At 63.9% G+C, this 24,387-nt stretch carries 26 protein-coding genes; 13 read left to right on the top strand and 13 right to left on the bottom strand.

Annotated features, from left to right (window positions below; all coding sequences use genetic code 11):
* Positions 1-92: 92 nt before the first annotated feature.
* Positions 93-1,385: an MFS transporter gene (locus ABIC75_RS04820; RefSeq protein WP_354012709.1), complete on the top strand. Its 1,293-nt coding sequence runs from the start codon at positions 93-95 to the stop codon at positions 1,383-1,385.
* A 98-nt stretch (positions 1,386-1,483) separates the two neighbouring features.
* Here ABIC75_RS04820 and ABIC75_RS04815 read toward each other — a convergent pair whose 3' ends face one another.
* The 3 genes from ABIC75_RS04815 to ABIC75_RS04805 all read right to left on the bottom strand — a co-directional run bounded on the left by ABIC75_RS04815 (position 1,484) and on the right by ABIC75_RS04805 (position 4,946).
* Positions 1,484-2,893, bottom strand: a complete 1,410-nt coding sequence (locus ABIC75_RS04815) for a DUF1254 domain-containing protein (RefSeq protein WP_354012708.1) — start codon at positions 2,891-2,893, stop codon at positions 1,484-1,486.
* Between the two features lie 376 nt (positions 2,894-3,269).
* Positions 3,270-3,899 (bottom strand): glutathione S-transferase N-terminal domain-containing protein, encoded by a 630-nt coding sequence (locus tag ABIC75_RS04810; protein WP_354012707.1) that lies wholly within the window; start codon positions 3,897-3,899, stop codon positions 3,270-3,272.
* A gap of 138 nt (positions 3,900-4,037) precedes the next feature.
* Positions 4,038-4,946, bottom strand: a complete 909-nt coding sequence (locus tag ABIC75_RS04805) for a LysR family transcriptional regulator (RefSeq protein WP_354012706.1) — start codon at positions 4,944-4,946, stop codon at positions 4,038-4,040.
* Between the two features lie 162 nt (positions 4,947-5,108).
* Between ABIC75_RS04805 and ABIC75_RS04800 the strand changes: the two genes are divergently transcribed.
* Both ABIC75_RS04800 and ABIC75_RS04795 read left to right on the top strand, forming a co-directional pair.
* Positions 5,109-5,765, top strand: a complete 657-nt coding sequence (locus ABIC75_RS04800; protein WP_354012705.1) for a DsbA family protein — start codon at positions 5,109-5,111, stop codon at positions 5,763-5,765.
* A gap of 12 nt (positions 5,766-5,777) precedes the next feature.
* Positions 5,778-6,140, top strand: coding sequence for a nuclear transport factor 2 family protein (locus ABIC75_RS04795; RefSeq protein WP_354012704.1), 363 nt, complete (start codon positions 5,778-5,780; stop codon positions 6,138-6,140).
* A gap of 17 nt (positions 6,141-6,157) precedes the next feature.
* On the opposite strand, the gene ABIC75_RS04790 is transcribed toward ABIC75_RS04795, so the two are convergent.
* Entirely contained in the window at positions 6,158-6,718 is a 561-nt protein-coding gene (locus tag ABIC75_RS04790; protein ID WP_354012703.1) for a VOC family protein, read from the bottom strand.
* Positions 6,719-6,969: 251 nt separating this feature from the next.
* Between ABIC75_RS04790 and ABIC75_RS04785 the strand changes: the two genes are divergently transcribed.
* The 3 genes from ABIC75_RS04785 (at position 6,970) to ABIC75_RS04775 (ending at position 9,432) form a co-directional block, all read left to right on the top strand.
* Complete coding sequence (locus tag ABIC75_RS04785) at positions 6,970-7,803, top strand: enoyl-CoA hydratase/isomerase family protein (protein WP_354012702.1); 834 nt, start codon at positions 6,970-6,972, stop codon at positions 7,801-7,803.
* A 34-nt stretch (positions 7,804-7,837) separates the two neighbouring features.
* A complete protein-coding gene (locus ABIC75_RS04780) occupies positions 7,838-8,227 on the top strand; it encodes a GlcG/HbpS family heme-binding protein (protein ID WP_354012701.1) in 390 nt (129 codons plus the stop codon).
* A 329-nt stretch (positions 8,228-8,556) separates the two neighbouring features.
* A complete protein-coding gene (locus ABIC75_RS04775; protein WP_354012700.1) occupies positions 8,557-9,432 on the top strand; it encodes a TolB family protein in 876 nt (291 codons plus the stop codon).
* A 231-nt stretch (positions 9,433-9,663) separates the two neighbouring features.
* Here the strand turns inward: ABIC75_RS04775 and ABIC75_RS04770 are convergent, their stop codons facing one another.
* From ABIC75_RS04770 to ABIC75_RS04760, 3 genes are read right to left on the bottom strand one after another with little or no spacing between them, the layout of a single operon-like run.
* Entirely contained in the window at positions 9,664-10,293 is a 630-nt protein-coding gene (locus ABIC75_RS04770; protein WP_354012699.1) for a DNA-3-methyladenine glycosylase, read from the bottom strand.
* Positions 10,294-10,335: 42 nt separating this feature from the next.
* On the bottom strand, positions 10,336-10,911 hold the full coding sequence (mug, locus tag ABIC75_RS04765) for a G/U mismatch-specific DNA glycosylase (RefSeq protein ID WP_354012698.1): 576 nt from the start codon (positions 10,909-10,911) through the stop codon (positions 10,336-10,338).
* 27 nt (positions 10,912-10,938) lie between these two features.
* A complete protein-coding gene (locus tag ABIC75_RS04760; protein ID WP_354012697.1) occupies positions 10,939-11,568 on the bottom strand; it encodes a TetR/AcrR family transcriptional regulator in 630 nt (209 codons plus the stop codon).
* A gap of 109 nt (positions 11,569-11,677) precedes the next feature.
* Between ABIC75_RS04760 and ABIC75_RS04755 the strand changes: the two genes are divergently transcribed.
* The 4 genes from ABIC75_RS04755 (at position 11,678) to ABIC75_RS04740 (ending at position 16,756) form a co-directional block, all read left to right on the top strand.
* Complete coding sequence (locus ABIC75_RS04755) at positions 11,678-12,778, top strand: HlyD family secretion protein (RefSeq protein WP_354012696.1); 1,101 nt, start codon at positions 11,678-11,680, stop codon at positions 12,776-12,778.
* Entirely contained in the window at positions 12,775-14,280 is a 1,506-nt protein-coding gene (locus ABIC75_RS04750; RefSeq protein ID WP_354012695.1) for a DHA2 family efflux MFS transporter permease subunit, read from the top strand. Before ABIC75_RS04755 ends, ABIC75_RS04750 begins: the two co-directional genes overlap by 4 nt.
* A gap of 44 nt (positions 14,281-14,324) precedes the next feature.
* Positions 14,325-15,740, top strand: coding sequence for an efflux transporter outer membrane subunit (locus ABIC75_RS04745; RefSeq protein WP_354012694.1), 1,416 nt, complete (start codon positions 14,325-14,327; stop codon positions 15,738-15,740).
* Positions 15,741-15,814: 74 nt separating this feature from the next.
* Positions 15,815-16,756: an aldo/keto reductase gene (locus tag ABIC75_RS04740; protein ID WP_354012693.1), complete on the top strand. Its 942-nt coding sequence runs from the start codon at positions 15,815-15,817 to the stop codon at positions 16,754-16,756.
* A 4-nt stretch (positions 16,757-16,760) separates the two neighbouring features.
* Here the strand turns inward: ABIC75_RS04740 and ABIC75_RS04735 are convergent, their stop codons facing one another.
* Complete coding sequence (locus tag ABIC75_RS04735; RefSeq protein ID WP_354012692.1) at positions 16,761-18,515, bottom strand: MOSC and FAD-binding oxidoreductase domain-containing protein; 1,755 nt, start codon at positions 18,513-18,515, stop codon at positions 16,761-16,763.
* 85 nt (positions 18,516-18,600) lie between these two features.
* Positions 18,601-19,557 carry a dicarboxylate transporter/tellurite-resistance protein TehA gene (gene tehA / locus ABIC75_RS04730; RefSeq protein WP_354012691.1) on the bottom strand — a complete coding sequence of 319 codons (957 nt, stop codon included), beginning with the start codon at positions 19,555-19,557 and terminating at the stop codon, positions 18,601-18,603.
* Between the two features lie 315 nt (positions 19,558-19,872).
* Here tehA and ABIC75_RS04725 point away from each other — a divergent pair, with 315 nt between their 5' ends.
* Positions 19,873-20,121, top strand: a complete 249-nt coding sequence (locus tag ABIC75_RS04725) for a hypothetical protein (RefSeq protein ID WP_354012690.1) — start codon at positions 19,873-19,875, stop codon at positions 20,119-20,121.
* 116 nt (positions 20,122-20,237) lie between these two features.
* Here ABIC75_RS04725 and ABIC75_RS04720 read toward each other — a convergent pair whose 3' ends face one another.
* Together ABIC75_RS04720 and ABIC75_RS04715 are read right to left on the bottom strand one after the other, a co-directional pair.
* Positions 20,238-20,555: a hypothetical protein gene (locus ABIC75_RS04720; protein ID WP_354012689.1), complete on the bottom strand. Its 318-nt coding sequence runs from the start codon at positions 20,553-20,555 to the stop codon at positions 20,238-20,240.
* Positions 20,556-20,624: 69 nt separating this feature from the next.
* Entirely contained in the window at positions 20,625-20,861 is a 237-nt protein-coding gene (locus ABIC75_RS04715; RefSeq protein ID WP_354012688.1) for a hypothetical protein, read from the bottom strand.
* A 59-nt stretch (positions 20,862-20,920) separates the two neighbouring features.
* Here ABIC75_RS04715 and ABIC75_RS04710 point away from each other — a divergent pair, with 59 nt between their 5' ends.
* A complete protein-coding gene (locus ABIC75_RS04710) occupies positions 20,921-21,304 on the top strand; it encodes a nuclear transport factor 2 family protein (RefSeq protein ID WP_354012687.1) in 384 nt (127 codons plus the stop codon).
* Positions 21,305-21,430: 126 nt separating this feature from the next.
* Here ABIC75_RS04710 and ABIC75_RS04705 read toward each other — a convergent pair whose 3' ends face one another.
* Positions 21,431-22,423, bottom strand: a complete 993-nt coding sequence (locus tag ABIC75_RS04705; protein WP_354012686.1) for a VOC family protein — start codon at positions 22,421-22,423, stop codon at positions 21,431-21,433.
* 179 nt (positions 22,424-22,602) lie between these two features.
* Positions 22,603-23,538, bottom strand: a complete 936-nt coding sequence (locus ABIC75_RS04700) for a GlxA family transcriptional regulator (protein WP_354012685.1) — start codon at positions 23,536-23,538, stop codon at positions 22,603-22,605.
* Positions 23,539-23,809: 271 nt separating this feature from the next.
* Here ABIC75_RS04700 and ABIC75_RS04695 point away from each other — a divergent pair, with 271 nt between their 5' ends.
* Entirely contained in the window at positions 23,810-24,367 is a 558-nt protein-coding gene (locus ABIC75_RS04695) for a DUF3455 domain-containing protein (RefSeq protein WP_354012684.1), read from the top strand.
* The last annotated feature ends 20 nt before the right edge of the window (positions 24,368-24,387 follow it).

Genomic DNA, 24,387 nt, shown 5'->3' with positions numbered 1-24,387 from the left:
AGTCGACGACGCGATTGAATCGCGTCGTCGGATCCCGTTGGTGGCCCGGCGCGCAAGCGCGTGCCGCGCGCCACGCCAACCAAAGTGAATCCATGTCCACGCAGATAGACACCATCAGTTCGCCTGGCGCGGCGCCGCTTGCGGTTGCCAGTTATTCGGATCGCAATGCGGCGTACTGGAAGCGCAATCTCGCCATCGCGGTGTTCGGTTCGTTCACCACGCTGGTGAGCCTGAGCATGCTGTTGCCGTTCCTGCCGTTGTACGTCGAGCAGTTGGGCGTCACTTCGTCCGCCTCGATCGTGCAGTGGTCGGGCATTGCATTCGGCGCCACCTTCTTCGGCACTGCGCTTACCGCGCCGCTGTGGGGCCATCTGGCCGATCGCTATGGCCGCAAGCCGATGCTGGTGCGCGCTGCCATCGGCATGGCCATCGTGATGTCGCTGATCGGCACCGCGCATAGCGTGACGGAACTCGTTTTATTGCGATTGCTGGCAGGCCTGGTGGGCGGTTATGCCTCGGCGGCGACCGTGATGGTCGGCACGCAGGCGCCGCGCAACCGCGCGGGCTGGGCACTGGGCGTGCTTTCAATCGGCGCGCTTTCGGGCAGCCTGGTGGGCCCGCTGGTCGGCGGGTTTTTGCCCGATCTCGTCGGCATACGCGGCACCTTCTTCGTCGGCGGTGGCGTGATTGCGGTGGCTGCACTGATCACGATTTTCTTCGTGCGCGAAGACTTCAATCGCGCACTCGATACGCGCGCACCGCCGGGCAACGGCGGCGATGCAAAGGCCGGCATGGCACACAAGCCGCTCATCATCACCCTGCTGGTGACGGCGATGATGGTGCTGCTGGCCAACATGTCCATCGAACCCATCATCACGGTGTATATCGGCGAACTTGGCGTGCCGCGCGATCATCTCGCACGCATGGCGGGCATCGTGATGGCGGCGTCGGCGTTCGGCAGCATGCTTACCTCGGCGCGGTTGGGTGCGTTCGCCGACCGCGTGGGCAGCAACAAAGTCATCATCGGTTGCCTGCTGGTCACGGCACTGGTGATGGTTCCGCAGGCCTTCGTCACGCAATGGTGGCAGCTGGCGGTGTTGCGCGGGCTCATGGGCATGTCGATGGCGGGGCTGCTGCCTGCGGTGGCCAAGGGCGTGCGTGCCCTGGTGGAAGATCACCAAACGGGCAAGACGCTCGGTTACCTGCAGTCCTCGCAATTCGCCGGCCAGGTGGTCGGTCCGCTGATCGGCGGACAGATCGGCGCGTGGGTGGGCCTGCGCGAAGTCTTCTTCGTCACCGCCGTGCTGTTGGTGCTCTGCGCGGCGTTGAACCGTTGGGCGCATCGACAGGACGCCAGCCTGGTCGCGTTGCATCGCCCTGCGTAGGTGCTTGACCAACGCGTGTTGCTGCGGTCGAGAGGAATGCGCAGTCTCCACTGATGTGCGGAGGCTGCGCTGTCGACGACGCGGCGCAACCGATCAGATCAGGGAATCCGGGTGAACTCCGGGCGTTTCCAGCGGTGGTTGAGTACCGCCTCGTCCGGATCGTAGTTGCGCAACACCGCGAAGAATGGCCCGTTCGGCGTGGGAAGCCAGTTGCTCTCCTTGTCCTTGCCGGGCGAGTCATGCTGCACATATAGCGTGAGTCCACCATCGGCATCGCGCTTGAGGCTGGGCAACATGGGGGAATTGATCAGGTAGCGATTGAGCGGATTGTCCACCAGCAACTGGCTCTTGCCGTCGTACATCGTGAGCGACCAGAACGCCTTGGTCGGCGGCAACTGATCCTTGCCGAAATGCAGGACGTAGGCGTGTTTGGAGCCATCCAGTGGTTGATGGTCGGCGTCGGTGAAATAGCCCTCGTAATTCGCCTCGGCTCCTGAGTTGCCGAAGATGCCCATCTTTGCGCCGGCAAACCGGTAGAGATAGTTGTTCTTGAGAAAGGCACGCGTGCCGAACAGATCCGCGCTGCTGATGAGCTGGCCGTCCACCTTGGTCTTCTTGAAATTGGCGAACTCCTCGTCGGCATCCTTGATGCCGTCGAGCAAGGCGTGGCGCATGTCGGGCGAAAGCTTGTCGGCATCGAAAGGCTTGCCGGGAGCGATGCCGATTTTCGCGAACTTCTGCCGCAGTGCGACTTCCGATGGATCGACGGGCGCGAACTGCAGCAGGAAATTCAGGTACGAAAAGAATCCGAGGTCGTGGGCGCGCGTGGCGTCGTACGGCGGGAATTCGATTCTGGGCGGTGCGGCCGGTGGCGGCTGCTTGAGATAGGCGCTGAGCGGCTGGACGAGATAGCCGGCCTGGACCTTGCGCACCGCGTCGATGTCCTTGTCGTTGAACAGCTGCGTGCGATAAATGGCGTACACGATATTCGTCTCGGCATGGAACACCTTGTTCACGCCCGGGGGTGTCGCGCCTTTCCATCCCGGCCCGGCAACCAGATAGATGCCGCCGTCGTTGCCCGTGGTGCGCGAGCCGATGTAGTCGAAATTCTGCGTATACAGGTCGATCAGCTGCACCGAGTAGTAGCGGCCCTTGTCGATCCTGGGAATGGTGAGCACCAGCGGCTCAGCGCGCAGGTCCATCCACACCGCCGAGTAGGGTGTATCCGAATTGGGCGTGACGATGGCCGTGTCCTTGGGCGTGAACACGTTGGCCGAGCCGCCGATGTGATTGAGCGGTGCGCGATAGTTCGAGCCGCCGGCGTCGATCGCCTGCGCATAGAGCGTCTTGTACGACTCGACCATGGGAAAGCCCCAGACATAGGCCTCCTTCGCGATGGCGCGGGCTTCGGCGGGCGTGACGGTGCCGGGGTCTTGCGGAGCGGCAGCGAGTGCCGTCGCTGAGGCCGTTGCCGTAGCAAGAAGAAACGTCATCAGTCGACGCAGCATGGTCGTCACTCCGAGTCGTGGAAGAACAGTCTTCATCATCGATGTCCTGACGCGCCGATGTGTCAATCGATGGGCGCCGGCGACGGAAACCGCGGCATGCGCGACGAATGCCAGCAACGTCACGACGGCGATCACCCTCATGCGTCGTTCGAACATGGTGCTGAACACGGCGCGCTCCTTCACCCGGTGATACCGAAGAGGCAGAGCGATGCCACGGTGGGTGGCGCTCGCGTGGCTGGCCAACGGTCGTTCGCCAGCTTCCATGCGGCGGAATCGGGTCACAAGCGACGAACTACGGGAGATGCCTGCGTAGTTTTACGTAGAGGGCGCAAAGCATTGCCTGCGCGTACGGCAGGCACGTGGGCAAGGCGATCTGTCAGACGTCCTGCAGTACGGCCATGCCCTTGATCACGGCCGGCCGTTCGGCGAGCGTGGCCATCCAGCGGTCCATCGACGGACGCCGTTCGCGCGCATCACCGAGCAGCGTCGGGTTGGCGGTGATCACCGCGACCACCCATGGATAGATGGCGATGTCGGCAATGCTGTAATCGTCGTTGCCGACATAGGCGGATTGGGCAAGGCGATGTTCCAGCACGTCGAGCAGGCGGTTGGATTCGATGAGGTAACGATCGATCGCCAGCGGAAGTTTTTCCTTGGCGCGATTGGCGAAGAAACCGAGCTGCCCGAACATCGGACCCACGCCGCCCACCTGCCAGTTCAGCCATTGCAGGGTGCTGTAGCGCGTTTTGCCGCTGGCAGGCAGCAGCTTGCCGGTCGTCTCGGCCAGGTACTGCAGGATGGCGCCGCTCTCGAACAGCGTCACCGCCGCTTCCCGGTCGACCATGGCGGGGATCTTGCTGTTGGGCGACACCGCCACGAAGCCGGGCAGAAACTGTTCGTCGCGACCGATGTCCACGGGATGGACCACGTAATCGAGGTGCAGCTCTTCCAGCGCAATGACGGGCTTGCGGCCGTTGGGGGTCTTCCACGTGTAGAGATCGATCATGGCATTCTCGTTCGAACGGTTGGGCGTAGCGCGTGCGGATGGTAAGGGCTGCGCCATCGCGCCACCATCTCGCTAGCGTCATTTCAGTTGATACGTGGCGTAACAAGTGCAGCCGATGCGCGCGGATGGCGCCGAACATCAGGACACCTTGTCCACCAGAAAGTCGATGAAGCTGCGCACGCGCAATGGCACGTGGCGGCTGTGCGGGTAGAGCAGGCTGAAGGGGCGCGAGCGTCCGCCGAACGCCGGCAGCACCGTCACCAGCCGGCCCGAGCGCAAGTCATCTTCCACGATGAAGCGATACGTCTGGAACAGGCCCGCACCGTGGCGCGCGAGCGTGACGCCGCCGAGTACGTCTTCCGACAGCACGTAGCCACCATCGCCGGTGAAGTCGATGTCCTTGCCCTGGTCCTGGAAGAGCCAGGGAATGCGTCGGCCACTGCTGGGCAGGTCGAACTGGATGCACTCGTGCCGGTTCAGGTCGTCCAGCGTCGCGGGCGTGCCACGCCGCGCCAGGTATTCGGGTGTGGCAACCATCACCAGTTCCGCGTCTTCCAGATGGCGAACGATCAAGGTGGAGTCGGCCGGTGTGCGCACGCGGATGGCCAGGTCAAACCCTTCGTCGGAGAAGTCGACGTTGCGGTTGCTTACATGGATGTCCAACTGCACCTCTGGATGCCGCTCGCGAAACTCCGGAAGCCAGGGAAGCAGTCGATAGTGGGCGTACGTCGTGGGCACGCTGATGCGCAGCGTGCCGATGGGCCGAACTTGCTGGCCCGTGGCCATGCGTTCGGCCTCGATCAGCTGAGTGAGGGCCTGCTGGCATTCCTCGAAATAGGCGCGGCCCACGTCCGTAAGACGGATCTGCCGCGTGGTGCGAACGAATAGCCGAACGCCCATGCGTTCTTCCAGTCGCGCCACCGAGCGGCTGACTGCCGCTGGCGTGACACCGGCCGCGGTGGCGGCCGCCGTGAAGCTGCCGAGTTCGGCGGCCAGGCAGAACAGCTCAATGCTTCCGAGCAGCACGTCATCAAACTGGCGACGCATGATTCATTACGCCACGTATCAAATGAAATGCATTGAACCATATTTATCGCGCCGGAACGCAGGCCTAGAGTCCGTGTGGAATTGAAGTGAAGCGCCTGGTGCTGAAGCGACTGACGCCGCGCCGGAGATGAATCGAAAACACTTTCCACGAGGTTGTTGAGCATGAAACTGATCCTGATCGCCGATCCGATGTGTTCCTGGTGTTATGGCTTCGGCAAGGAAGTCACCGAGCTGTGCAACGCCTTTCCCGCGCTTGCGTTGGACGTGGTCGTGGGCGGCCTGCGCCCCGGTGAAACCGCCGTGATGCCTCGGTCACAGCGCGAGGCTCGCCTGGCGCATTGGTCGCGGGTGGAGCAGGCGAGTGGCCTGCCGTTCAATCGCGACGCGTTCCTCGCCAACGATCATCTGGTTTACGACACCGAGCCGGCTTGCCGCGCCGTGGTGACCGCACGGCGCCTGGCTCCCGCGGTGGATCAGCTCGCCGTGCTGCGCGCCATCCAGCGTGCGTTCTACGTGGATGGCCAGGACATCACCAAGGGCGATGTGTTGGCCAAGGTCGCGTCCGCAGCCCTGGTGACGCTTGGCTTCGCCATTACACCAGACGAATTCCTTCAGGATTGGCAATCGGCCGAAGCCATTGGCCAGACACGCGACGATTTCCTGCAGGCGCGTCGCTGGGGCATCTCCAGTTTCCCTTCGCTGCTGCTGGAGGATGGCGACAAGCTTTACAGTGTGGCGCCGGGCTATGTGGACGCTGGCCAGCTCATTTCCCGCGTGCGCACCGTGGCCGGCTCATCCGCCCATACCGCCGTAAATTAGGAGGTTGGCTCCATGACTGACCATCAGGCCGTACTCGATCTGGCGTATCGCTACCTGCGTGGCGTGTACACGGGGGACACGCAAGCGCTGCACGAAGTGTTTCATGCCACTGCACGCGTGGAAGACACGGTGACCGGCAGTTTCCGCTCGCGCACTGCCGACGAATACATCCAGGCCGTGGGTTCGCGGCAGAGCCCGTCCGCCGCAGGCGAGCCATTCACCATGGCGCCGCTGAACATCCAGGTGCTGGGCGACATGGCCACGGTGACAGCGGAGCTGCGCTTCCTGGGCAACCACTTCTACAACGTGCTTTCACTGCTGCGTTGCGATGGACGCTGGCGCATCATGCACAAGCTGTTCGGCCCAGCGGACTAGCTCGCTCGGCGCTGCACTCAGCTAACGCCGTGGATCGCCTTCAACACTTCAGGCGTGAACCGTGGGTCGTCCAATGAAAGGTCACCGGACAGACGTGCGGTGATCTCCTGCAGCAGCCAGCCGTTGCCATCGGGATCATTGAACGCAGCAAACGTGGCGTAGCTGTGCCGGCGGGGATTCAGGCCGCGAACCAGCTTCGCCGCGTCCGCGTGATGGAATACGCCACCAGCATCGTGGAAGGGCTCGCCCACGGCGACGCCACGGCGCAGCAGCTCTTTGCGGGCCATCTCGATGTCGCTGACGATGAGATACAGCCCCTGCATGGAACCGGGCGCCGATAGCGTGATGTTCTTGCCGAAGATCACCGAGCAGCCCGAGCCCGGCGGCGTGAACTGGATGACGCGATAGTCGTCGCCGCGCTTGAAGTCCAGATCGAGTCGCCAACCCAGGCCGGCGTAGAAACGCTTGGCGCGGTCCGCGTCCGCCACGGGGAGCACGGCGATCTCCAGCTTCATGTCGAACGCCAGCGCGCCCAGGCCGTCGCTAGCCGATGCGTTCTGCGTTTGCTTGATGTCCATGGTCGTCTCCTTGGAGATGACAATGATCGGCGCGCTGCGCGCCGCCTCGCGTGCGCGAAAGATCTTCTTCTGATTCGCGTAATGCTAGGTAGCCCGTCGAGCGTTCGCCAATTGCACCAAGGTGTCGGCCGCGGGGCGCGTCTGGATGAGATCGCCAACGCGCTTGCGGCGATACCATCGTCTACTGGTGCGCTTCGGACGGCCGAGGGACATTCAAGTGGTTCCCCGCAGCAGCAGCGAAAGGAGCCGCCATGCAAGCGAAGACGTCCGCGCAGATCAAGGTTGCCAAGCGCTCCCCGGCTTATTGGCGCGTCACCTTCGACAATCCGCCGCTCAACCTCATGGGGCCGGACATGGTCCGGGAGTTCCAGAATCTCATCAACGCGTTGGAGGCCGATGACGAGGTGAAGGTGGTGGTGTTCGATAGCGCGGTGGATATGTATTTCCTCAACCATTCCGATTTCACGGCGCGGCTCGAAGACCTCACCGGCATGCCGGCCGGTCCCACCGGCTTGCCGCCGTGGCCGGATTTCCTGGTGCGGCTGACGCGTGCGCCGTTTGCTTCCATCGCGCTCATTCGCGGACGCGCCACCGGCAACGGCAGCGAGATCACGCTGTCGTGCGACATGAGTTTCTGCAGCCGCGAGAAAGCCATTTTCTCGCAATGGGAAGTGGGTGTCGGCATGGTGGCCGGTGGTGGACCGATGGCGCGCCTGCCGTTGTTGATGGGTCGAAATCGCGCGATGGAGGTGCTGCTGAGTTCGGACGATATACGCGGCGCCCAGGCCGAGATGTATGGCTATGTAAATCGCGCACTCCCCGACGCGGAACTCGATGCCTTCGTGGACGCGCTGGCCAACCGCATCGCCGGCTTCGACAAATGGGCCATTGCCAACACCAAGCGTCTCGTCAACGCCGGCTTGTCGCCCGATGTGGAAATTGGCGCCGGATGGGATGCATGCATCGCATCGCTGGGGCGCACCGCCGCGCAGACGAACATCAAGGCGCTGATGGAGCAGGGATTCCACAAACCCGGCGATGTCGAGGAACGGCTGGGCTACTACGTGGGAAAACTCGCGCGTTAGGCCGCTGCGCGCACGATCGCGGAAGGAGGAACCCATGGACCTGCTGAGCACGGCCAAGGCGCTGGCCGAGCGCGTGGAAGCCGGGGCGAGCAAGGCCAAGGTGCCGGTGGCCGTGTGCATCATCGATGTGCATGGCAACCTGGTATTGCAGCATCGCATGAATGGTGCGCCTGCGTTTTCGCTGGAAATATCCCAGCGCAAGGCCTACACCTCGGCGCTGGTGCGCGTGCGCACGGCCGATCTCGCACCGATGGTGCAGCCTGGCCACGAGTTTTTTTCCCTGCTTGCGATCGGCGGCGGGCGCTTTACTTCCATGGGCGGCGGCATACCGCTCACGCAGGATGGGGAGGTGTTCGCGGGCGTGGGCGTAAGTGGCGGCACCACAGGGCAGGACATGGCCATTGTGGAGGCGGCGGTTCGCTGAGGGCCGATTCGTCGCGCGCAAGATCGGCTCTGGCGAGGGCATGGAACGAGTGCATCACGCCGCGGCTATTTGCTCTCCTCACGGGATCGATGCCGCGCCATCCGCTGGACAGGAAAGCCGGAGCCATCGTCATCATGGACAGCCGACCTTGCACATGGACGTCCATACGCCGCAGCGTCCGATCCGATGGATCGACCATCCGTGGCCCGGCACCGCTCACAGCGCGACATGCGCCGTTCGTCACTTCTGTCGCGCCAGTCGGCACAGAAGCTTGGACCGCGGCGCGTCTGCATCCTAGCGTCGGCGAAACTTTCCAACGGCCTGACACCATGCGCTGCCTATCCCTCTTTGCGTTCCTTCTGGTTGTGGGCTTTGCTTACGCCGCCGAGCCCTGGCAGCAGCCCAGCGATGCGTCGCCGGTGTTTTCGCCCGATGAGCGCATCACGGTGTTCTCGCGTGGAGAAGGTGTCGACCGCCACCTTTACATCTCCGAGCGCACGAGCAAGGACTGGACGGCGGCAGCGCCCGCGCCGTTCTCCGGGCACTGGATGGACCTGGAGCCGGCCATGGCGCCGGACGGTTCCTACCTGGTGTTTGTCTCCAATCGACCTGCGCACGATGGTGGTGCGGCACTCGATGGCTACTTCAATGGCAAGCCGAGGCCGGGGCGTGGCGGCAATCTATGGCGCGTGAGCCGCATGGCGCACGGCTGGGGCGCGCCTCAGCGCTTGCCCGATGTCATCAACGACGGCACGTCGGTGTTCTCGCCGGCCGTGGCTGCGGATGGCAGCGTGTATTTCATGAAGCCCGATCCGGTCAGCGGCAAATTCCGGCTCTATCTCAGCCGTCGGAAAGAGGGCCAATACCAGGCAGCGTCGCCATTGAGTTTCAGCGATGGCACGGCGGGCGACTACGATCCTGCGGTGGCGCCCGATCAATCGTTCGTGGTGTTCAGTTCATCGCGGCCGCCGTCGACCACGAGCGGAAGCGCGTTGTTCATCGCCTTTGCCACGGCGCAGGGCTGGGGCCCGCCGCAGCCTTTGGGGATACTCGGTATCGAGGCGCGACTGTCCCCGGATCTCGCCACGCTTTACTACAGCGGCAGCGATCAACGCATCCACCGCTTCGCGCTGGCCGATTGGCGTGCCGGCGTCGAGGGACGCGGTGAGCAGACGGGCACGGCAACAGCGCCGCCGGAAAAATGAGCTGGTGTCGCGCGTGAAAAAGGGCAGCTACTGCCAAGCATGAAAATGGGGCAGTGGGTCCAATGGGAGTAAGGACGCTGCCCCGGTGCGCTTACCTGAGTTTTCCCTACAGCCATGCGGTTGCTGCGGAGGCCTCCTGGCGAATGCGCAAATTAACTATACTCCGCATGTGTGATGCGCGGGATGCAAAACGTGTCGATTCGCTGTTAACGCACGCGCAAAGTGCAAACCTCAGCCGCGCTGTGCCGCCGTGCCCGATACGTAGCGGCTGCCCGGCACGCTCCAGCGCCAGGGGTGATCCTTGCCCACGCTGATGCCGATGCGTGGCCCGCCCACTGCATCCCTGGGCGGCGGCGTGCCATCGTCCACGATGGTGAAGCCTTCCAGGCCTTCCACCAGATCGATGCCGTTCTGCGTGCCGCTGATATCCATCGCCTGCGTCAGGCGCGCCGGTCCACGGCACAGGTCGAGGTCGCGCGCAGTCCGTGGACGTGCGGCACGCATCTGCGCGACGCCGTGCAGCGGCTCCAGCGCACGGATGAGCACGCCGCAGCCGGCGCCTTCCGGGCCGCTCACGCAGTTGGCGCACCAGTGCATGCCGTAGGTGAAATAGACATACATGTGCCCGGGCGGCCCAAACATCACGGCGTTGCGCGCGGTCTTTCCGCGATAGGTGTGCGCCGCGGGATCAATGGCGCCGACATAGGCTTCCACTTCCACGATGCGGCCTGCGCGGCCGTCCGCTGACGCCAGCACTTTGTTGAGCAGCCGGGGCGCCACCGTAGTGGCGGCTCGACGGAAAAAGGCGCGCGACAGCGGCTTGCCTGGCCAGATGATCGACGACGATTTCTTTTCAATCACCCGCAGTCTCCGGTTATGCCGCGCCGAACGTGTCGCACGCGCTCATGGTGAATGTCGCTTCGTCGTCGCCCCGATCGTCGCCAGATAAAGCGGGCGATACGCAGCGACCAGCGCGTCAAGCGTGAAGGCGCGATTGCGCCCGCTGGGATTGGGAACAACCCAGATGGCGGCGCCTTCCAGTTGGCCCGGCTGTTCGCCCCACACGATGTCGCGTTGCCCGGAAAGCGCTGCGTACGCCGGCTTGCCAAGAAAGGCCACGAAACGTGGCGCGCGGCGTGCGATCTTCTGCGTGAACTCCGCGGCGGCCGCGGTGAACTCGTCTCGTGACAACTGATCCGCGCGTGCGGTGGCGCGTCTCACCACCGCCGTCAGGCCATAGCCGTAGTCGAGGATGGTGCGGTCCTGCTCCGGTGGAATTTCCCTGGGCGTGAAACCGGCGAGATGAAGCACGCGCCAGAAACGATTGCTCCGGTTCACAAAATGGTGGCCTGCCGTGGCTGCCGTCATGCCCGGATTGATGCCGCAGAACAGCAGGGTCAGGTGGTCACCGATGATGTCGGGTAGTTCGTTCGTCACCGCGCGCGTCTCGATCCGGGCATGAACCCGGGCGTTGGCCATTTTCCGAATTCCCATCGCGTGAAGGCGTCAGCCGCACATCACCGACACCGCCTTCTGCGCGAGCTTCCTCAGTTCGGTGCGTGGACTGCCGGCGCGTGCGCGCACAGCAAGACTGTGCATCGTGGCGGAAGCGAGCAGGGCGAGTGCCTTGGGATCGGCGTCCGGTTTCAGTTCACCGCGCGTGCGCGCCAGCTTGAAGCGGGCCTCGAAATCGCCATCGAGCTTGCGAAAGCCGTCGGCAGCAATGCGCTGGATCTCGGCATCGCCCGGCGCTTCGGTAATGGCGGTGCCCACCACGAAACATCCCAGCACCTGGTCGTCGCCCGAGAAATAGATCGACAACGCTGCGTCGTAGACCTTCATCAAGGTCTCGGCCAGGGTGCCGCCGCTCGCCAATGCCTTGTGCATCGCCTCGAACTTGCGCGCCCAGTAGTCGTGCAGCGCCTTGACGTAGATGTCGTGCTTGTCGCCGAACGCCGCGCGAAGGCTGGGCCGGTTCATGCCGGTGGCGGCGGAGATGTCGTCGAGCGAGGTGCCCGAATAGCCCGTCTTCCAGAACGCTTCCGCGGCCTGTCGCAGCGCGGTTTCGGGTTCGTAGGCACGTGGCCGGCCACGAGGCCTTTTCTCGGTGCCGTCTATTTTTGTTCCTGATCGCATAAAAAACTTGACCTCTCGTCTGTGGCGGGATTATTATCCTGATCAGTACAAAATTCAACTGGCGCGAAGGAAGGTCTCCGCGCCGTAGCTAAAGTGGCAGGAAGCGGTCATGCGCAAATCATTCGATGAAGTCCCCGAAGGCCTTGGCTCGGGCAGCCCCGAGACGGCCGGGCGAAGCAGGAGGGAACGGCTCCGCTGGCCGCTGATGGCGGCCTTGCCGCTGTTGTTGCTGATCGGCGGTGGCGCGACCTATCTGCATGGCGCGGGCACCGTGGAAACGGACGACGCCTTCGTGCGCGCGGCCAAGGTGTCGATCAATGCCAGGGTGCCCGGCCAGGTGGTGAAGGTGGCGGTGACGGACAACCAGCCCGTCCGCGCGGGGCAGTTGCTGTTCCAGATCGATCCCGATCCGTATCGCATTGCGGTGGAGCAGGCCGAGGCACGGCTCAACAGCGCGCGGCTGCAGGTGGAAGCACTGAAGGCGACATACCGCCGCCAGTTGGCGGATCTCGAATCGGCCAAGGCATCCGCTGATTTCGATGGGCGCGAATACGAGCGCAAGAAGGCCTTGCTTGCTTCCGACTTCGCCTCGCGTGCTTCCTATGAACAAGCCGAAACGAACCTGCGGGTGGCACGCCAACACATTGTCTCGGCGCAGCAGGACGTGGCCAACAGCATCGCCGGGTTGAACGGCGACCCCAACATCGAGATCGATCGTCATCCCACGGTGCGCGAAGCCAAGGCGCAGCTCGATCGCGCGCGGCTCGATCTTTCCTATACCCGCGTGATCGCACCGGACGATGGCGTGGTGACCAAGGTGGACGATCTTCAGGTGGGCGACTTCGTCAGCAGCGGCGCGACCGTGTTCTCGATGATGTCGAGCCGGCATGTGTGGGTCGAGGCGAATTTCCGCGAAACCGGCCTGACGCACATGCGTGCGGGGCAGGCGGCCACGGTCGATGTGGATACCTATCCCGGGCATGGTTTCAAGGCGCACGTGGTGAGCATCAGTCCGGGAACGGGCTCGGAATTCGCGTTGCTGCCGCCGGAGAACGCCACGGGCAACTGGGTGAAGGTGGTTCAGCGCCTGCCCGTGCGGCTGGAGCTGGACGAGATCGATCCGAAGTGGCCACTGTATTCCGGCATGAGCGTGACGGCGCAGGTCGACACGCGTCAGGAGCGTGGCTCGGCGCATGGAGCCCAGCGGTGAACACGGCGCTCGAACACCAGGCCGAAGCGAGGGCACACTGGAGTCTCGTCGCCGCGGCGCTGCTGGCGACTTACATGCAGGCGGTGAACATCTCCATCCCGAACGCGGCCGTGCTGCACGTGCAGGGTGGGTTGTCGATGACCGACGATGAAATCGGCTGGGTGTTTTCCTCGTATATCGCGGCGGGCGCCATCGTCATGCCGTTGACGCACTGGCTCGCGGGCCGGTTCGGCAGGAAGAAGGTGTTCCTGGTGTCGCTGGCGATCTTCAGTGTTGGGCTGATACTCGACACGCTCGCTAAGACGCCGCTGCAGTTCGTCTCCGCACGCATCCTGCAGGGCGCGGCGAGCGGCACGCTGGCGCCGTTGTCCATGGCCATCCTGCTGCATGAACTGCCGCCGCTGCGTCATGGCCGTATCGGCGTGGCGTGGAGCGTGACGTCGCTGCTGGGCATCCTGAGCGGGCCAGCGATGGGTGGCTGGCTTGGCGAATACCTGGGCTGGCATGCCATTTTCTATGTGAGTTTTCCCATGGCCGCTTTCATCGCCGTGGCCATGGGTTGCTATCTGAAAGAAAAGAAGCTGCACAAGCGCGAGCATTTCGATTTCTTTGGCTGGATGACGTTCTCCATCGGCATCGCGGGGTTGCAGATGATGCTCGATCGCGGCGAACGCATGGAATGGTTTGCCTCGCCGGAAATCTGGGTCGAGGCCATCGCGTCCATCATCGGCTTCTATCTCTTTATCGTGCATGTATGCACGAGGAGCGAGCATTTCCTGCACAAGGCCCTGTTCACCAATTGCAACTACGGCGTGGCCACGGTGATGTTCTTTGCCTTTGGCTTCGTGCTGCTGCCGACGCTGGCGCTGACCTCGCCGATGCTGGAGGAATTGCTCGGCTATCCGGCTGACACGGCGGGCTACATCACCATTCCGCGCGGCGTTGCCTTGCTGGCGGCGTTGCTGCTGACATGGCGAGCGCCAACGAAGTTCGACAACCGCCTATTGATCATCGTTGGCCTGACGCTGGTGGCGTATGGGAACTGGCGCATGCTGGGCTACTCGCCGCTGATGGACTGGTGGCCGGTGGTTGCCGCCGGTGCCATCCAGGGCGCGGGCCTGGGCATGCTGATGCCTGCGCTCACGCGCGCCGCCTTCAGCACGCTGGAACCGCAGTTTCGCGCGGAAGGCACCGTACTTTTCAATCTCTCGCGGCTCTACGGCAGCACCATCGGCATCGCCGTCGTGCAGATCTACTTCTACAGCAACACCCAGAGCATGCATCTGGCGCTCGCCAATAACTTGAGGCCCTACCGCATCGGCGGTGACGCGCTCTCGGGGCAAGCGCTGGCGCTGATGAATGAGCTGGTCACCGGTCAGGCGGCGGTGGTCGCGGTGATCGGTCAGTTCAAGCTGCTGATGATCGCCATGTTGATCGTCAGCCCGCTGGTTCTTCTTCTACGCAAGCCGCGTCCCGGCCTGGTTCCTGGAGTCGCAAAATGAAAGTGTTCAGACCGCATCCGTCGAGGCATTCAACTCGAACGGTCATGCTCGCCACCGCCATGCCTCTGCTGTTGTCGGCATGCATGGTAGGCCCGAATTTTGAAAGGCCCGCCGCGCCGGCCACCAAGCATTACGACGCGCAGGCGGAAAACGCGCTCGATGGCAGCAACAAAAGCACCGGTGCACCGCGCGTCGACCTCGGCAAGAAGGCACAGGGCGACTGGTGGTCGTCGCTGGGTTCTGCGAAGCTCGACGAAGTGATGCGCAAGGCCATCGTCGGCAACCTGGATCTGGAAGCCGCCGATGCCACCATTGCCCAGGCCAACGAAGCCGTGGCATCCGTGGCGGGAGGGTTGAGTCCGCAGGTGGGCTTCGGGGCCCAGGGTGGTCGTCAGCGGGCGGGCAACGGTGCAGGTGCCTCCAACTTCTACGCGGTCGGTCCGCAGGTGAGTTTCGATTTCGATCTGTTCGGCGGCACCAAACGGAAGATCGAGGAGCGCACGGCGCTCGCCGAACTCGAACAGCATCGGTTCGACGCGGCCTATCTCACCGTGACCGGCGATGTCGCCAGTCAGGCCATCCTGCTTGCCTCGGCTCGCGAGCAGATCAAGGCGGTGCAGGTGCTGATCGCCGACGACCAGAAGAACCTGGATCTTGTTCGCAAGGCTCACGAGTACGGTACAGCCACGCAAGTAGATATCGCGCTGGCCACCACGCAGCTTGCGCAGGATGAAACCCTGCTGCCGCCGCTGGCGCAGCAGCGCGACGTGGCAAGGCATGCGTTGTCGATCCTGGTGGGCAAGAGTCCTGGTGACTGGACGGCGCCGGATTTTGATCTGGGCGATTTCACGCTGCCGGAAAACCTGCCGGTGAGCCTGCCGTCGGAACTCGCGCGCGAGCGGCCCGACATTCTCGAAGCCGAAGCGCAGCTGCATGCCGCGAGCGCGGAGATCGGCGTGGCCACGGCGGATCTGTATCCGCACCTGACGCTGTCGGCGTCGCTCACCCAGGCTGGCCCTGGCATCGGAACGCTGTGGGGTTTTGCGGCTGGTTTGACGGGGCCGCTCTTCGACGGCGGCACACGGCAGGCGAATCGCCGCGCCTCGGAGGATGGCTACAAGGCATCGCTCGCAGGCTACCGGCAGACCGTCATCAAATCGCTGGGGCAGGTGGCGGATGTGCTGCAGGCCATTCGTCATGACAGCGAGGAGTACGCCGCGCAGGAGCGCGCCTTGAACGCCGCTGAAGCGAGCTTGCGCTTGAACCAGCAAGGTTATCGCGTGGGCGAGATCGGTGTGCTCCAGGTGCTGGATGCCGAGCGTGGCTACCAGCGTGCGTTGATAGGCCAGATCCATGCAAGCACGGCGCGCCATCTCGATACGGTGCAACTTTCCATCGCCCTCGGCGGCAATGCGAACGGCGCCTTCGAGCAGCGCGTGGCGTTCCGCGAGAAACCGTAAGCCATCCATTTCCACGCCACGTTCGACATGCCGCATGGCGTTGTCGGTGTGGCTTTCCACGAGAGAACACGAACATGAGTACGTCGGAACACCTGCGCGACAAGACCCTTCGCCTTGCGCACGGTAGCGGTGCGATGCCGGCCGTTGGCTTTGGCACGCTGATACCCGATCGCATCAAGGCCAAGCAGGCCATCACGCGGGCGCTGGAAGCGGGCTTCCGTCACCTTGATGGCGCAGAGCGCTATCTCAACGAAGACGTGGTCGGCGAGGCGATGAAGGAAGCGTTCGATGCCGGCGGGTTGACGCGCGGCGAATTCTTCGTCACCACCAAGCTATGGAACACCAATCACCGGCCCGAACGGGTACGGCCTGCCTTCGAAGCCAGCCTTCGTCGTCTTCAGCTCGACTATCTCGACCTGTATCTGGTGCACACGCCGTTTGCGTTTCAGCCGGGCGACGAGATGGACCCCAGGGACGAACACGACAAGCCCATCTACGACACCGGCGTCACCCTGGCCGACACATGGCGCGCCATGGAACAGCTGGTGGACGACGGACGCTGCCGTGCCATCGGGCTCTCCGACATCACGCTGCCCAAGCTGAAGGAGATAGTCGCGATCGCGCGCATCAAGCCTGCCGTGGTGCAGGTGGAATGCCATCCCTATCTTCCGGAATGGGAACTGCTGGAATTCTGCAAGCAGCACGGCATCGTCCTGCTTGCCTTTGCACCGCTGGGCCACGGCATGGAACCGAGAATCACGGACGATGCGGTGATCAAGGCGATTGCACAGCGTGTCGGCATGACGCCGGCGCAAGTCGCGTTGTCGTGGGCGGCGCAACGCGGAACGGCGTTCCTGACTACGTCGACCAATCCCGCGCATATCCGGGAAAATTTCGACATTGCCCCATTGCCCGACGACGCCATGCACGAGATGCGGCACGCCATCACCACCAGCATTCGCCTGAACGCCGTGGTGGAGACCGGCGTGCCGGGGTTTGTGCCGCGACGCGTGTAAGCGGTCAGAGATCGAGTTCGATATCGCCCTCGGGCCGCGCGCAGCAGATGAGCACGTTGCCGCTGGCCGGCGCGTCGATGGGCTCGGGGTCGTAGCGAACGCGGCCGGCGATGAGCGCGGTTTCGCAGGTATGGCAGACGCCCGTGCGGCACGACCACCGCACCGGAACATCGCAGGCTTCCGCGAAATCCAGCAGGCTTGCATAGGTGTCGGACCACGGCGGGGCCAATCCACTTCGACTGAAGGAAACGGTTGGCCCATGCCCTTGCACGCCCGCCGGTGCATGCGGTTGCCGTGCAGGCGTGGCGGCGATGCCGGGCGTGATGGACGCTTCACTGCCAAAAGTCTCGGTGTGGATGTTCCCGCTCGGCACGCCGATGCCGTTGAGGTCGGCGATGAGCGCGGACATGAAGCCGGCTGGGCCGCACAGGTAGAACTGGGCCGTGGTGGGCACGCCCAGTCGCTGGATGGTGGACGCGCTGATGCGCTCCGCTGCATCGAAGTCGCGGCCCAATTGATCTTCGGGGCGCGGCTGGCTGTAAGCGACGAGTGTGTGGACACGCGGCAACGCGCTCAGCAGACGGCGTACCTCCGCCGCGAAGGGATGTTCGCTGCCGTTGCGCGCGCCATAGATCCAGTACACGTCGCGATGGACAGCAGCACCGTCGGCCACCAGTTGGTGCAGCATGCCGAGCACCGGCGTGATGCCGATGCCCGCGCTGAGGAAGACTGTCGGCTGGTCGCCGGCTTGCAGGTGGAAGCTTCCGCGCGGCGCGCTGACGTCGAGCACGTCGCCCGCTTGCACATTGTCGTGGATGTATCGGCTTCCATCGCCGGTGCCCCGTTTGACGCTGACGCGATACATGCCGTCTTCGCCGACGTTGGAGATGGAATAGCTGCGGGTGAGTGGTGCGTCAGTACCCGTGCGCGCTAGGCGCAACACCACGAACGCCCCAGCCAACGGCGGTGCAAGATTCGGCGGCTCCATCGCGGCCAGCAGCAACGAGGTCACTTCGTCGCTTTCCTTGATCACCTTCGCCACCTTGAGGCGACGAAAGCCGGACCACGCAACATCGGGAAGCACGGGCGCAAGCCCCGCGTTGCCGGGCAGTTTGCCGGTGTTCGCCAGCATCGCATCGAAGGACTGCTTCCAGCCCGGGCTGAGCGAAGGTTCGCTTGAGGCCCGCCGAAGCCGATCTTCCGGATGACCGGGCAAGTAGAGCAGGGCATCGACTTCAGCGACGGTGAGTTTCTCGCGGCCCTGCTCGACGCGCACGATCTCGTCGCCGGCGCCGATCTCGCCTTCCTCGATCACGCGGAAATAGAAGCCGGGACGCCGATGCGACACGAGCAGCGACGGCATGCGCGGTTCGTCCATGCGTATGCCCACGCGATAGCAGGTGACGCGCGGCTGCGATACCTCGAATAACGCGCCGCCGATGCGATAGCGGTCGCCGATGCACACTTCGTCGTCGGGCAGTCCATCGACGGTGAGGTTCTCGCCAAACATGCCGTATTCGGCCAGCTGGCGATCCAGAACCTGTTCCCAGTATCGGTACGAGGCGATCTGGTAAACCATGACCGCGCGATGCACGCCGCCATGGCCGGCGAGGTCGCCTTGTCCGTCGCCGTCGAGATTGAGGCGACGCGCCATCACGCGACTGTTCACGGGGCGCTTCCATACCGCCGTGCGCACGACCTTGCCTCGCCATGCCACATCCGCGGGAAGGCCGACATTGATGGAAACGACGTGGCTCATCGCTAGGCTCCCGGCACGCTTCCAGGCAGGCTGCACATGCTACGCGGTTTCGTTGCTGCCGTCGGTCAGGCTCATGTCGCCGGGCTCACTGAGGAGACAATAATCGCCCCTGCAGCAGCAGGCGAAGAGTCGCCAGCGTCATCAGCACAATGATGATGTTGCCGCCCACGAACAGGTACGGCGCCATGATGGCCAGCGGTCCGGTTTCGCCATGTTCGATGAGACGCAGTGGTGCCGTCGTGAGTGAGGTCACGCCGAAGGTGAAGCCCCAGTAGCCGACGGAGAAGGGTTGCTCGCGTATCCACGGCCACAGGCGCAGCAGCACCACGCTGATCATCAAGCCGTAGGCGAGCATCGCATGGATGAACATGTCGGGCGGCCCGTGACTCAGGTTGATGTATGCCAGCGCGCCCACGGTGGGCGGTGCCAGCTGGATACCAAGGGTGGGGCGAATTATCGGTGGCATGGGTTCGGCGGTGTAGAGCCGATGAAGCAGGACCGCGTCGATCGCCAGCCAGGTAAAGGCGCCGGCACCAAACGCCAGTTCGCCCCAGTCGCCATAGCCAAGATTCGCGGCGACCGATGCCGCGACGAAGGAGCCGCCCACCACCGGCAGATACAGCGCGGCGGTGGTGTGCGCCTTGTCGCGCCCGCCTTCCCAAAGCATGCCGGTGAGCCATACGGCGAAACTCACCGTGTGGAGAAAGCCGAGCACGAACAGAATCAAGGCAGCCGTGTGCGAATAAGGCAATACCGCCGCGGCAATCACCATGGTCGTGAGGCCGGCCAGGCCGACGAAGCACGACTGGATCGGATGGTTGAGTTCCGCGAGCGCGGCGGGGCGCGCATAGATCCACTTGGCGGTGGTCAGCACCAGCAGCGTGATCCAGATCAGCGCCGCTGCTGCCAGCAGCGCCTCGCCGACCGCGCGAGGCAGATGCCACACCTCGTTCGCTGCGCGCCAGGCGTTACCCAAACCGCCGAAGCCGAGCACGATGCCAAAGAAGCTCGCAGGAACAATCGGCAACTTGCCCAGTGCCATGGTGGAGCGCCTCGTTGGTTGCGTTGCCGCCAGTGGTTGGAATGGCACCGTGAAGACGCACTTTCCCGCTTGCAAACCTAGTCAGCCGGCATGGGCGCCGCCATTGCACCAAGGTGTCTCCGATACTTTGGTATCGCTGGCGACGGACGAGGCCGAGGCATTCGTCGAACGTCGATGAGAAATCTGCGTTCTTTTGACACAGCCAGCGCGGGGAGACTCCATGAGGTTCTCGCGGGCCGAACGCGCTACGATCGCTACACGATGCCGCCGTGCCACGCGTTTGCGAGCGGCGGCTTTTGCACGAGGAGCCAGTCCATGATCTTCGCCGTATTCCTTGTCGCTCCCCATGACGTGAAAACCGAGCACGTCGAAGAGGCCCCCGAATTGCTGGAGCGCGATGGGCGCTGGTATTCGCTGCGTGGCGGCCCTCGCCAACCGCGGAAGACCGACCGCGAATGGGATCCGGTGGCCGTCTATGCTCCGGACGAATTCACGGAGGAGGAGTTCCAGGAGCTGTACGAACTCCATCGACCGAACGTGCCGGAACTCAATTTGAAGTATTGATGACGGAGCGTCGATGGCGCGCGTGGCAAACGGTACGCGCGCCATGATGATCTGGCAGGGCAGGCCAACGGGTGTCGATCACGCCGCTGACTGTGCGCTGCATCAGGCAGCCATGCTTAGAGCTGCGACTCCGCTGACACGGGCAGCTGCGCCACCGCGTTCGCGACGCGGGAGGATTGCACGGGTTGTGGGGCCAGTTGCGAAGGGTAATCCACGTCCCAGTCCGAGCGGCCGTTGATGCGGCTGCTGGAGACGTCATTTGCCTGCTCATTGCGCGAGGTGTTCAGCGTATGTGATCGCTGCGCACCATTCGCGGGCGAGGTCGCGGCGGTATTTTCTTCTGCCCACAAGGGGCTGGAAATGAACGCCAACGCCAGTATCAGGTTGCTGGCGAGAAGGCGTCTGGATTGGGTGGAAGAGCGTTTGGTGGTCATGGCATGAGGTCCGGTGGTAGTGGCGACGAATCGCCCTGAAGTTGGCTCCCTGCGTGTAGAGATGCACCTTCAATCGACGTGCATAATTTTGTACGCTTTCGAATAATATTCTTCGCCCGCGCGGCCGTCAAGCTTTTTGTTCGTGATTGAACAAAAATAAGCCTTGAGCGGGAGAGTTGCCACCCAAGGCGGGGCAGTGGCCTCAAGCCGCGGCTGGGTGAAGGGCGTGCACTTGCCGCCCAGCGGGCTGAAGCGCAGCCTTGCATGTGGTGGAAGCGCTGCCGCTCTGCCGGGCGCTTCGATCAAGCCGCATGCCTGTCTGGCGTCGGGCGTCGCGAACACACGGACTCAGCCGGAGACCGATGATGGAAGCGCAAAGCATTCGGACGGCCCTGGATCGACACTGGGCGGCATCCGCCGCGGGCGATCTGGTGGCCGAGCATGAGATCTATCACGATGACGCGATCTGCGAGTACCCGCAGTCGGGCGAGATCATCCATGGCAGGTACAACCTGCAGGCACTTCGCGGCCATCATCCCGGCAAGCCCTCGGGATTTGCGGTGCGGCGCATCGCAGGCGAGGGCAACCTCTGGGTCACCGAATACACGATCAACTACGGTGACAAGCGTGCGTTCACCGTGAGCATCATGGAGTTCCGGGACGGCAGGGTGGCGCACGAAAGTCAGTACTTTGCCGACCCCTTCGATGCGCCGGCGTGGCGCGCGCAATGGGTCGAGCAAGGTGCCTGATGGAAGGCATCGGGCACTAACGTGCGGCCGGCCGACGTACCGATCGATCCTGCCGAAGCGACATCGAAGTGCGCACCGGCGTGGCTGCCACGTCGGTGCTGCATCGTGCGCCTTGGGTGATGGGCGCTACAGGTTTACAGCCGCGCAGGGTGAGCCGCCCTGTTGCATCGCATGGAATTCGATGGACAGGCCAAGATCGTCCTGGGTGGGAGCGAGAACGGACTCGCCTGAGAGTCCGCGATAGGTCGCGAGCTTGCGCTCGTAGCCACGCTCCGCCCAGCGCTGCGCACGCGCGAGATCACTCACGGCAAAGCTCACGCCAAGAATGCGGGGGCCGCCGCTGGCCATGGTCTGCTCGGCAAGGCCGGTACCGTCGGGTTGAAGCGCCAACAGCGCCGTCGGGCCGACGGGCACGCAGAATCCTTTCGCACCGAGCGCGGCCAGCTTCACGGGCACGGCGTGGCCAAAGCCCATCTTCTCCAGCTGCTTGCGATCGGCCTCCGCGTCGCCCGAGACCAGCCATATCGAGGAGAGTTCACGCGCGCCGTTGGGATGCTCGCGCGTGACGCGATAGTCCTCGGCATTGCCGGGATCGAATTGGTCGGGCGCGTAATCGGCGGCATAGTCGATGAAGAAGGTGTTGCTCGACAACGGTGCACGATCGAACGCGAACAGTCGCCAACCCGGCTTCGCACTATCGGGACCGGAGAAGAACGGCGTCACGGCGTAATGCAACGCCTGCAGCGATTGATGGATCGCATCGAGCGACGAGGAGCGGAAGCCGAAGGTGCGCGAACCCGGTCCGCCTTTCAGCGCCTGCTGGTCTTCCTTCATGCCCGGATCGAACGTGGGGTTGGGGCGCGTGATGCCGAGCAGCTCGATGAAGCTGGTGTCCGAGAAGCGGATGTAGCGATTGGCAACGCCATCGGGATCGCGCCCGGGCCGGACCTGGAAGCCCAGCTTGACCGCCATGACCGAGGTGACCTGATCGATGCCGCGTCCCCACAGCAGGATGTGATCGAGTCGCGTGGTGGGCGCTGCAGGCGCAGGCGCGGCCGCCGCGGCTTGCGCGGTAGCCAGAGACAGAAGACATGCCGAAACAAGGGAAATAACGCGCATGCGTATCCTCACGGGAAAGACGGTGACGGTTCCATCGTGCAAGCCGCGGATGTCATGACACGCGCGGAGGAGGTGCTACAAGGCGTTCTTTTTAGGCGTTGCCCGCCGTATCGGCAAGGACAATTTCCGCGCAAAAACGGCCAAACGCGAGGGCATGCCGGTGCGCCGATCCGTTTCCATCACGCGCTCGCGCTTCGACGCAACGACTGCGGCGACATGCCGAAGGCGCGGACGAAAGCACGTCGCATGCGGCTGGTATCGCCAAAACCCGTCGATGCTGCGATGTGGTCCAGGTTGACGTGGCTGGTCTCCACCGCGATGCGCGCGGCTTCCAGCCGCAGGCCTTCCACGACCTTCGCCGGCGTGGCACCGATTTCCGCCGCGAACGCACGCGCAAAGTTCCGGGGACTCATCGCCGCGCGCTCAGCCAGACGTTCGACCGTCATCGGCTCGGCAAGGCGCGAGCGCATCCAGCCGATGAGATCGCCGAACCTTCCCGTCTTGCCACCTTGTTCCACCAGCACGGAGTACTGCGATTGCCCACCATGCCGACGCTGGTGCACGACCAGTTGCTGGGCCGTGCGTCGTGCGATGCCGGGGCCTAGATCGTCTTCGACGAGCGCGAGCGCAAGGTCGATGCCTGCGGAGATGCCTGCCGACGTCCACACATTGCCGTCCCTCACGAACATCCGGTCGGCATCCAGCCGCACCTGCGGATAGCGCTGCTGGAAGCGCTCGGCCACCGCCCAATGCGTGGTCGCGCGTCGGCCATCGAGCAGGCCGGCGTGCGCGAGGAAGAACGCACCGGAGCAGACGCCCGCGGCGCGGCGCCATGCATCGTCGCCGAGCCAGGCCACGATATCGTCCTGGCTCTCTTCGACTTGCGCCATGTTGCCGCCGGATACGATCACCGTGTCGAACCGTTTCTTTTCGATAGGCGACGCCGCCAGGCACACGCCCGATGAACTGCGCACCACGCCGCCACCCGGGGCGAGCACGTCGATCGCATAGCTTTCGGGCCGGAAGCGTTCCGCCATTTCGAAGACGGCGACGGGGCCGGCGGCATCCAGCAGTTGAAACCCCGGAAAAACGACGATGGCGATCTCGCGTCGCATGGCGGCAGTCGCATGGCCTGATCCAGTGCCGGAAGGTGGCGTAACTGCACCGCGGGCGTCAAGTTGGCCGGGCGGCGTCACGTCGGCTTGACGTGGCCGCGCTCGAACATGGGAAGAGGAATCGGACGCAGTCCTGGACATGGAAAGGCGTCGCCCATCCATGTCGGCGAGACGGCGATCAACCCGTTGCTTCTTTTTCGGGACTCACCGCAGATTGGCTCCCGCGTTGTATGTCCGTTTGCGATCCATGACGGACACGACGAATCCCCCCATGCAGAACGTCATCGAGGACAAGCCCATGAAGAAAATATCCGCCATCGCATGGACAGCGACTGTTTTCCTGCTTTTCGCCGGCACAAGGGCGGCGCAGGCGGAAGACGCGGTGCCGGCTGCGCTGCAACCGCCCGCCGGCTACACCGTCGCGTTCACTGCTAAGGCGACGGGCGTTCAGATCTATACGAGCACCGCGGAGGCCGGAGCGGTGCCGAAGTGGACCTTCGAGGCGCCACTGGCCGAGCTCAAGGGCCATGACGAGGTGATCCATCACTATGCCGGCCCCTCGTGGGAAGCGGCCGATGGCAGCAAGATCACCCGTGACACGAACACACCGGTAACCACGGTGCCTGCGAAGCAGCCGGCGTCCGATATCCCCTGGTTGCTCATCAAGGTCACGGCCGACGCTGCGCCCGGTGCCTTGAGCAAGGTCGTCTACGTTCAGCGGATAGCCACCGCGGGCGGCGTTGCACCCGTCACGCCGCCCACGCGCGCGGGTACGAAAGTCGGCGTTCCGTATACGGCCACCTATGTGTTCTACGCGAAGTCGAACTGATGCTGCGCCACACGTGATTG

This window comes from Dyella japonica, from assembly GCF_040545895.1.
Classification (GTDB): domain Bacteria; phylum Pseudomonadota; class Gammaproteobacteria; order Xanthomonadales; family Rhodanobacteraceae; genus Dyella; species Dyella japonica_D.
Note: the sequence above shows the minus strand (reverse complement) of the source record. Positions and strands in the feature narration are given on the sequence as shown.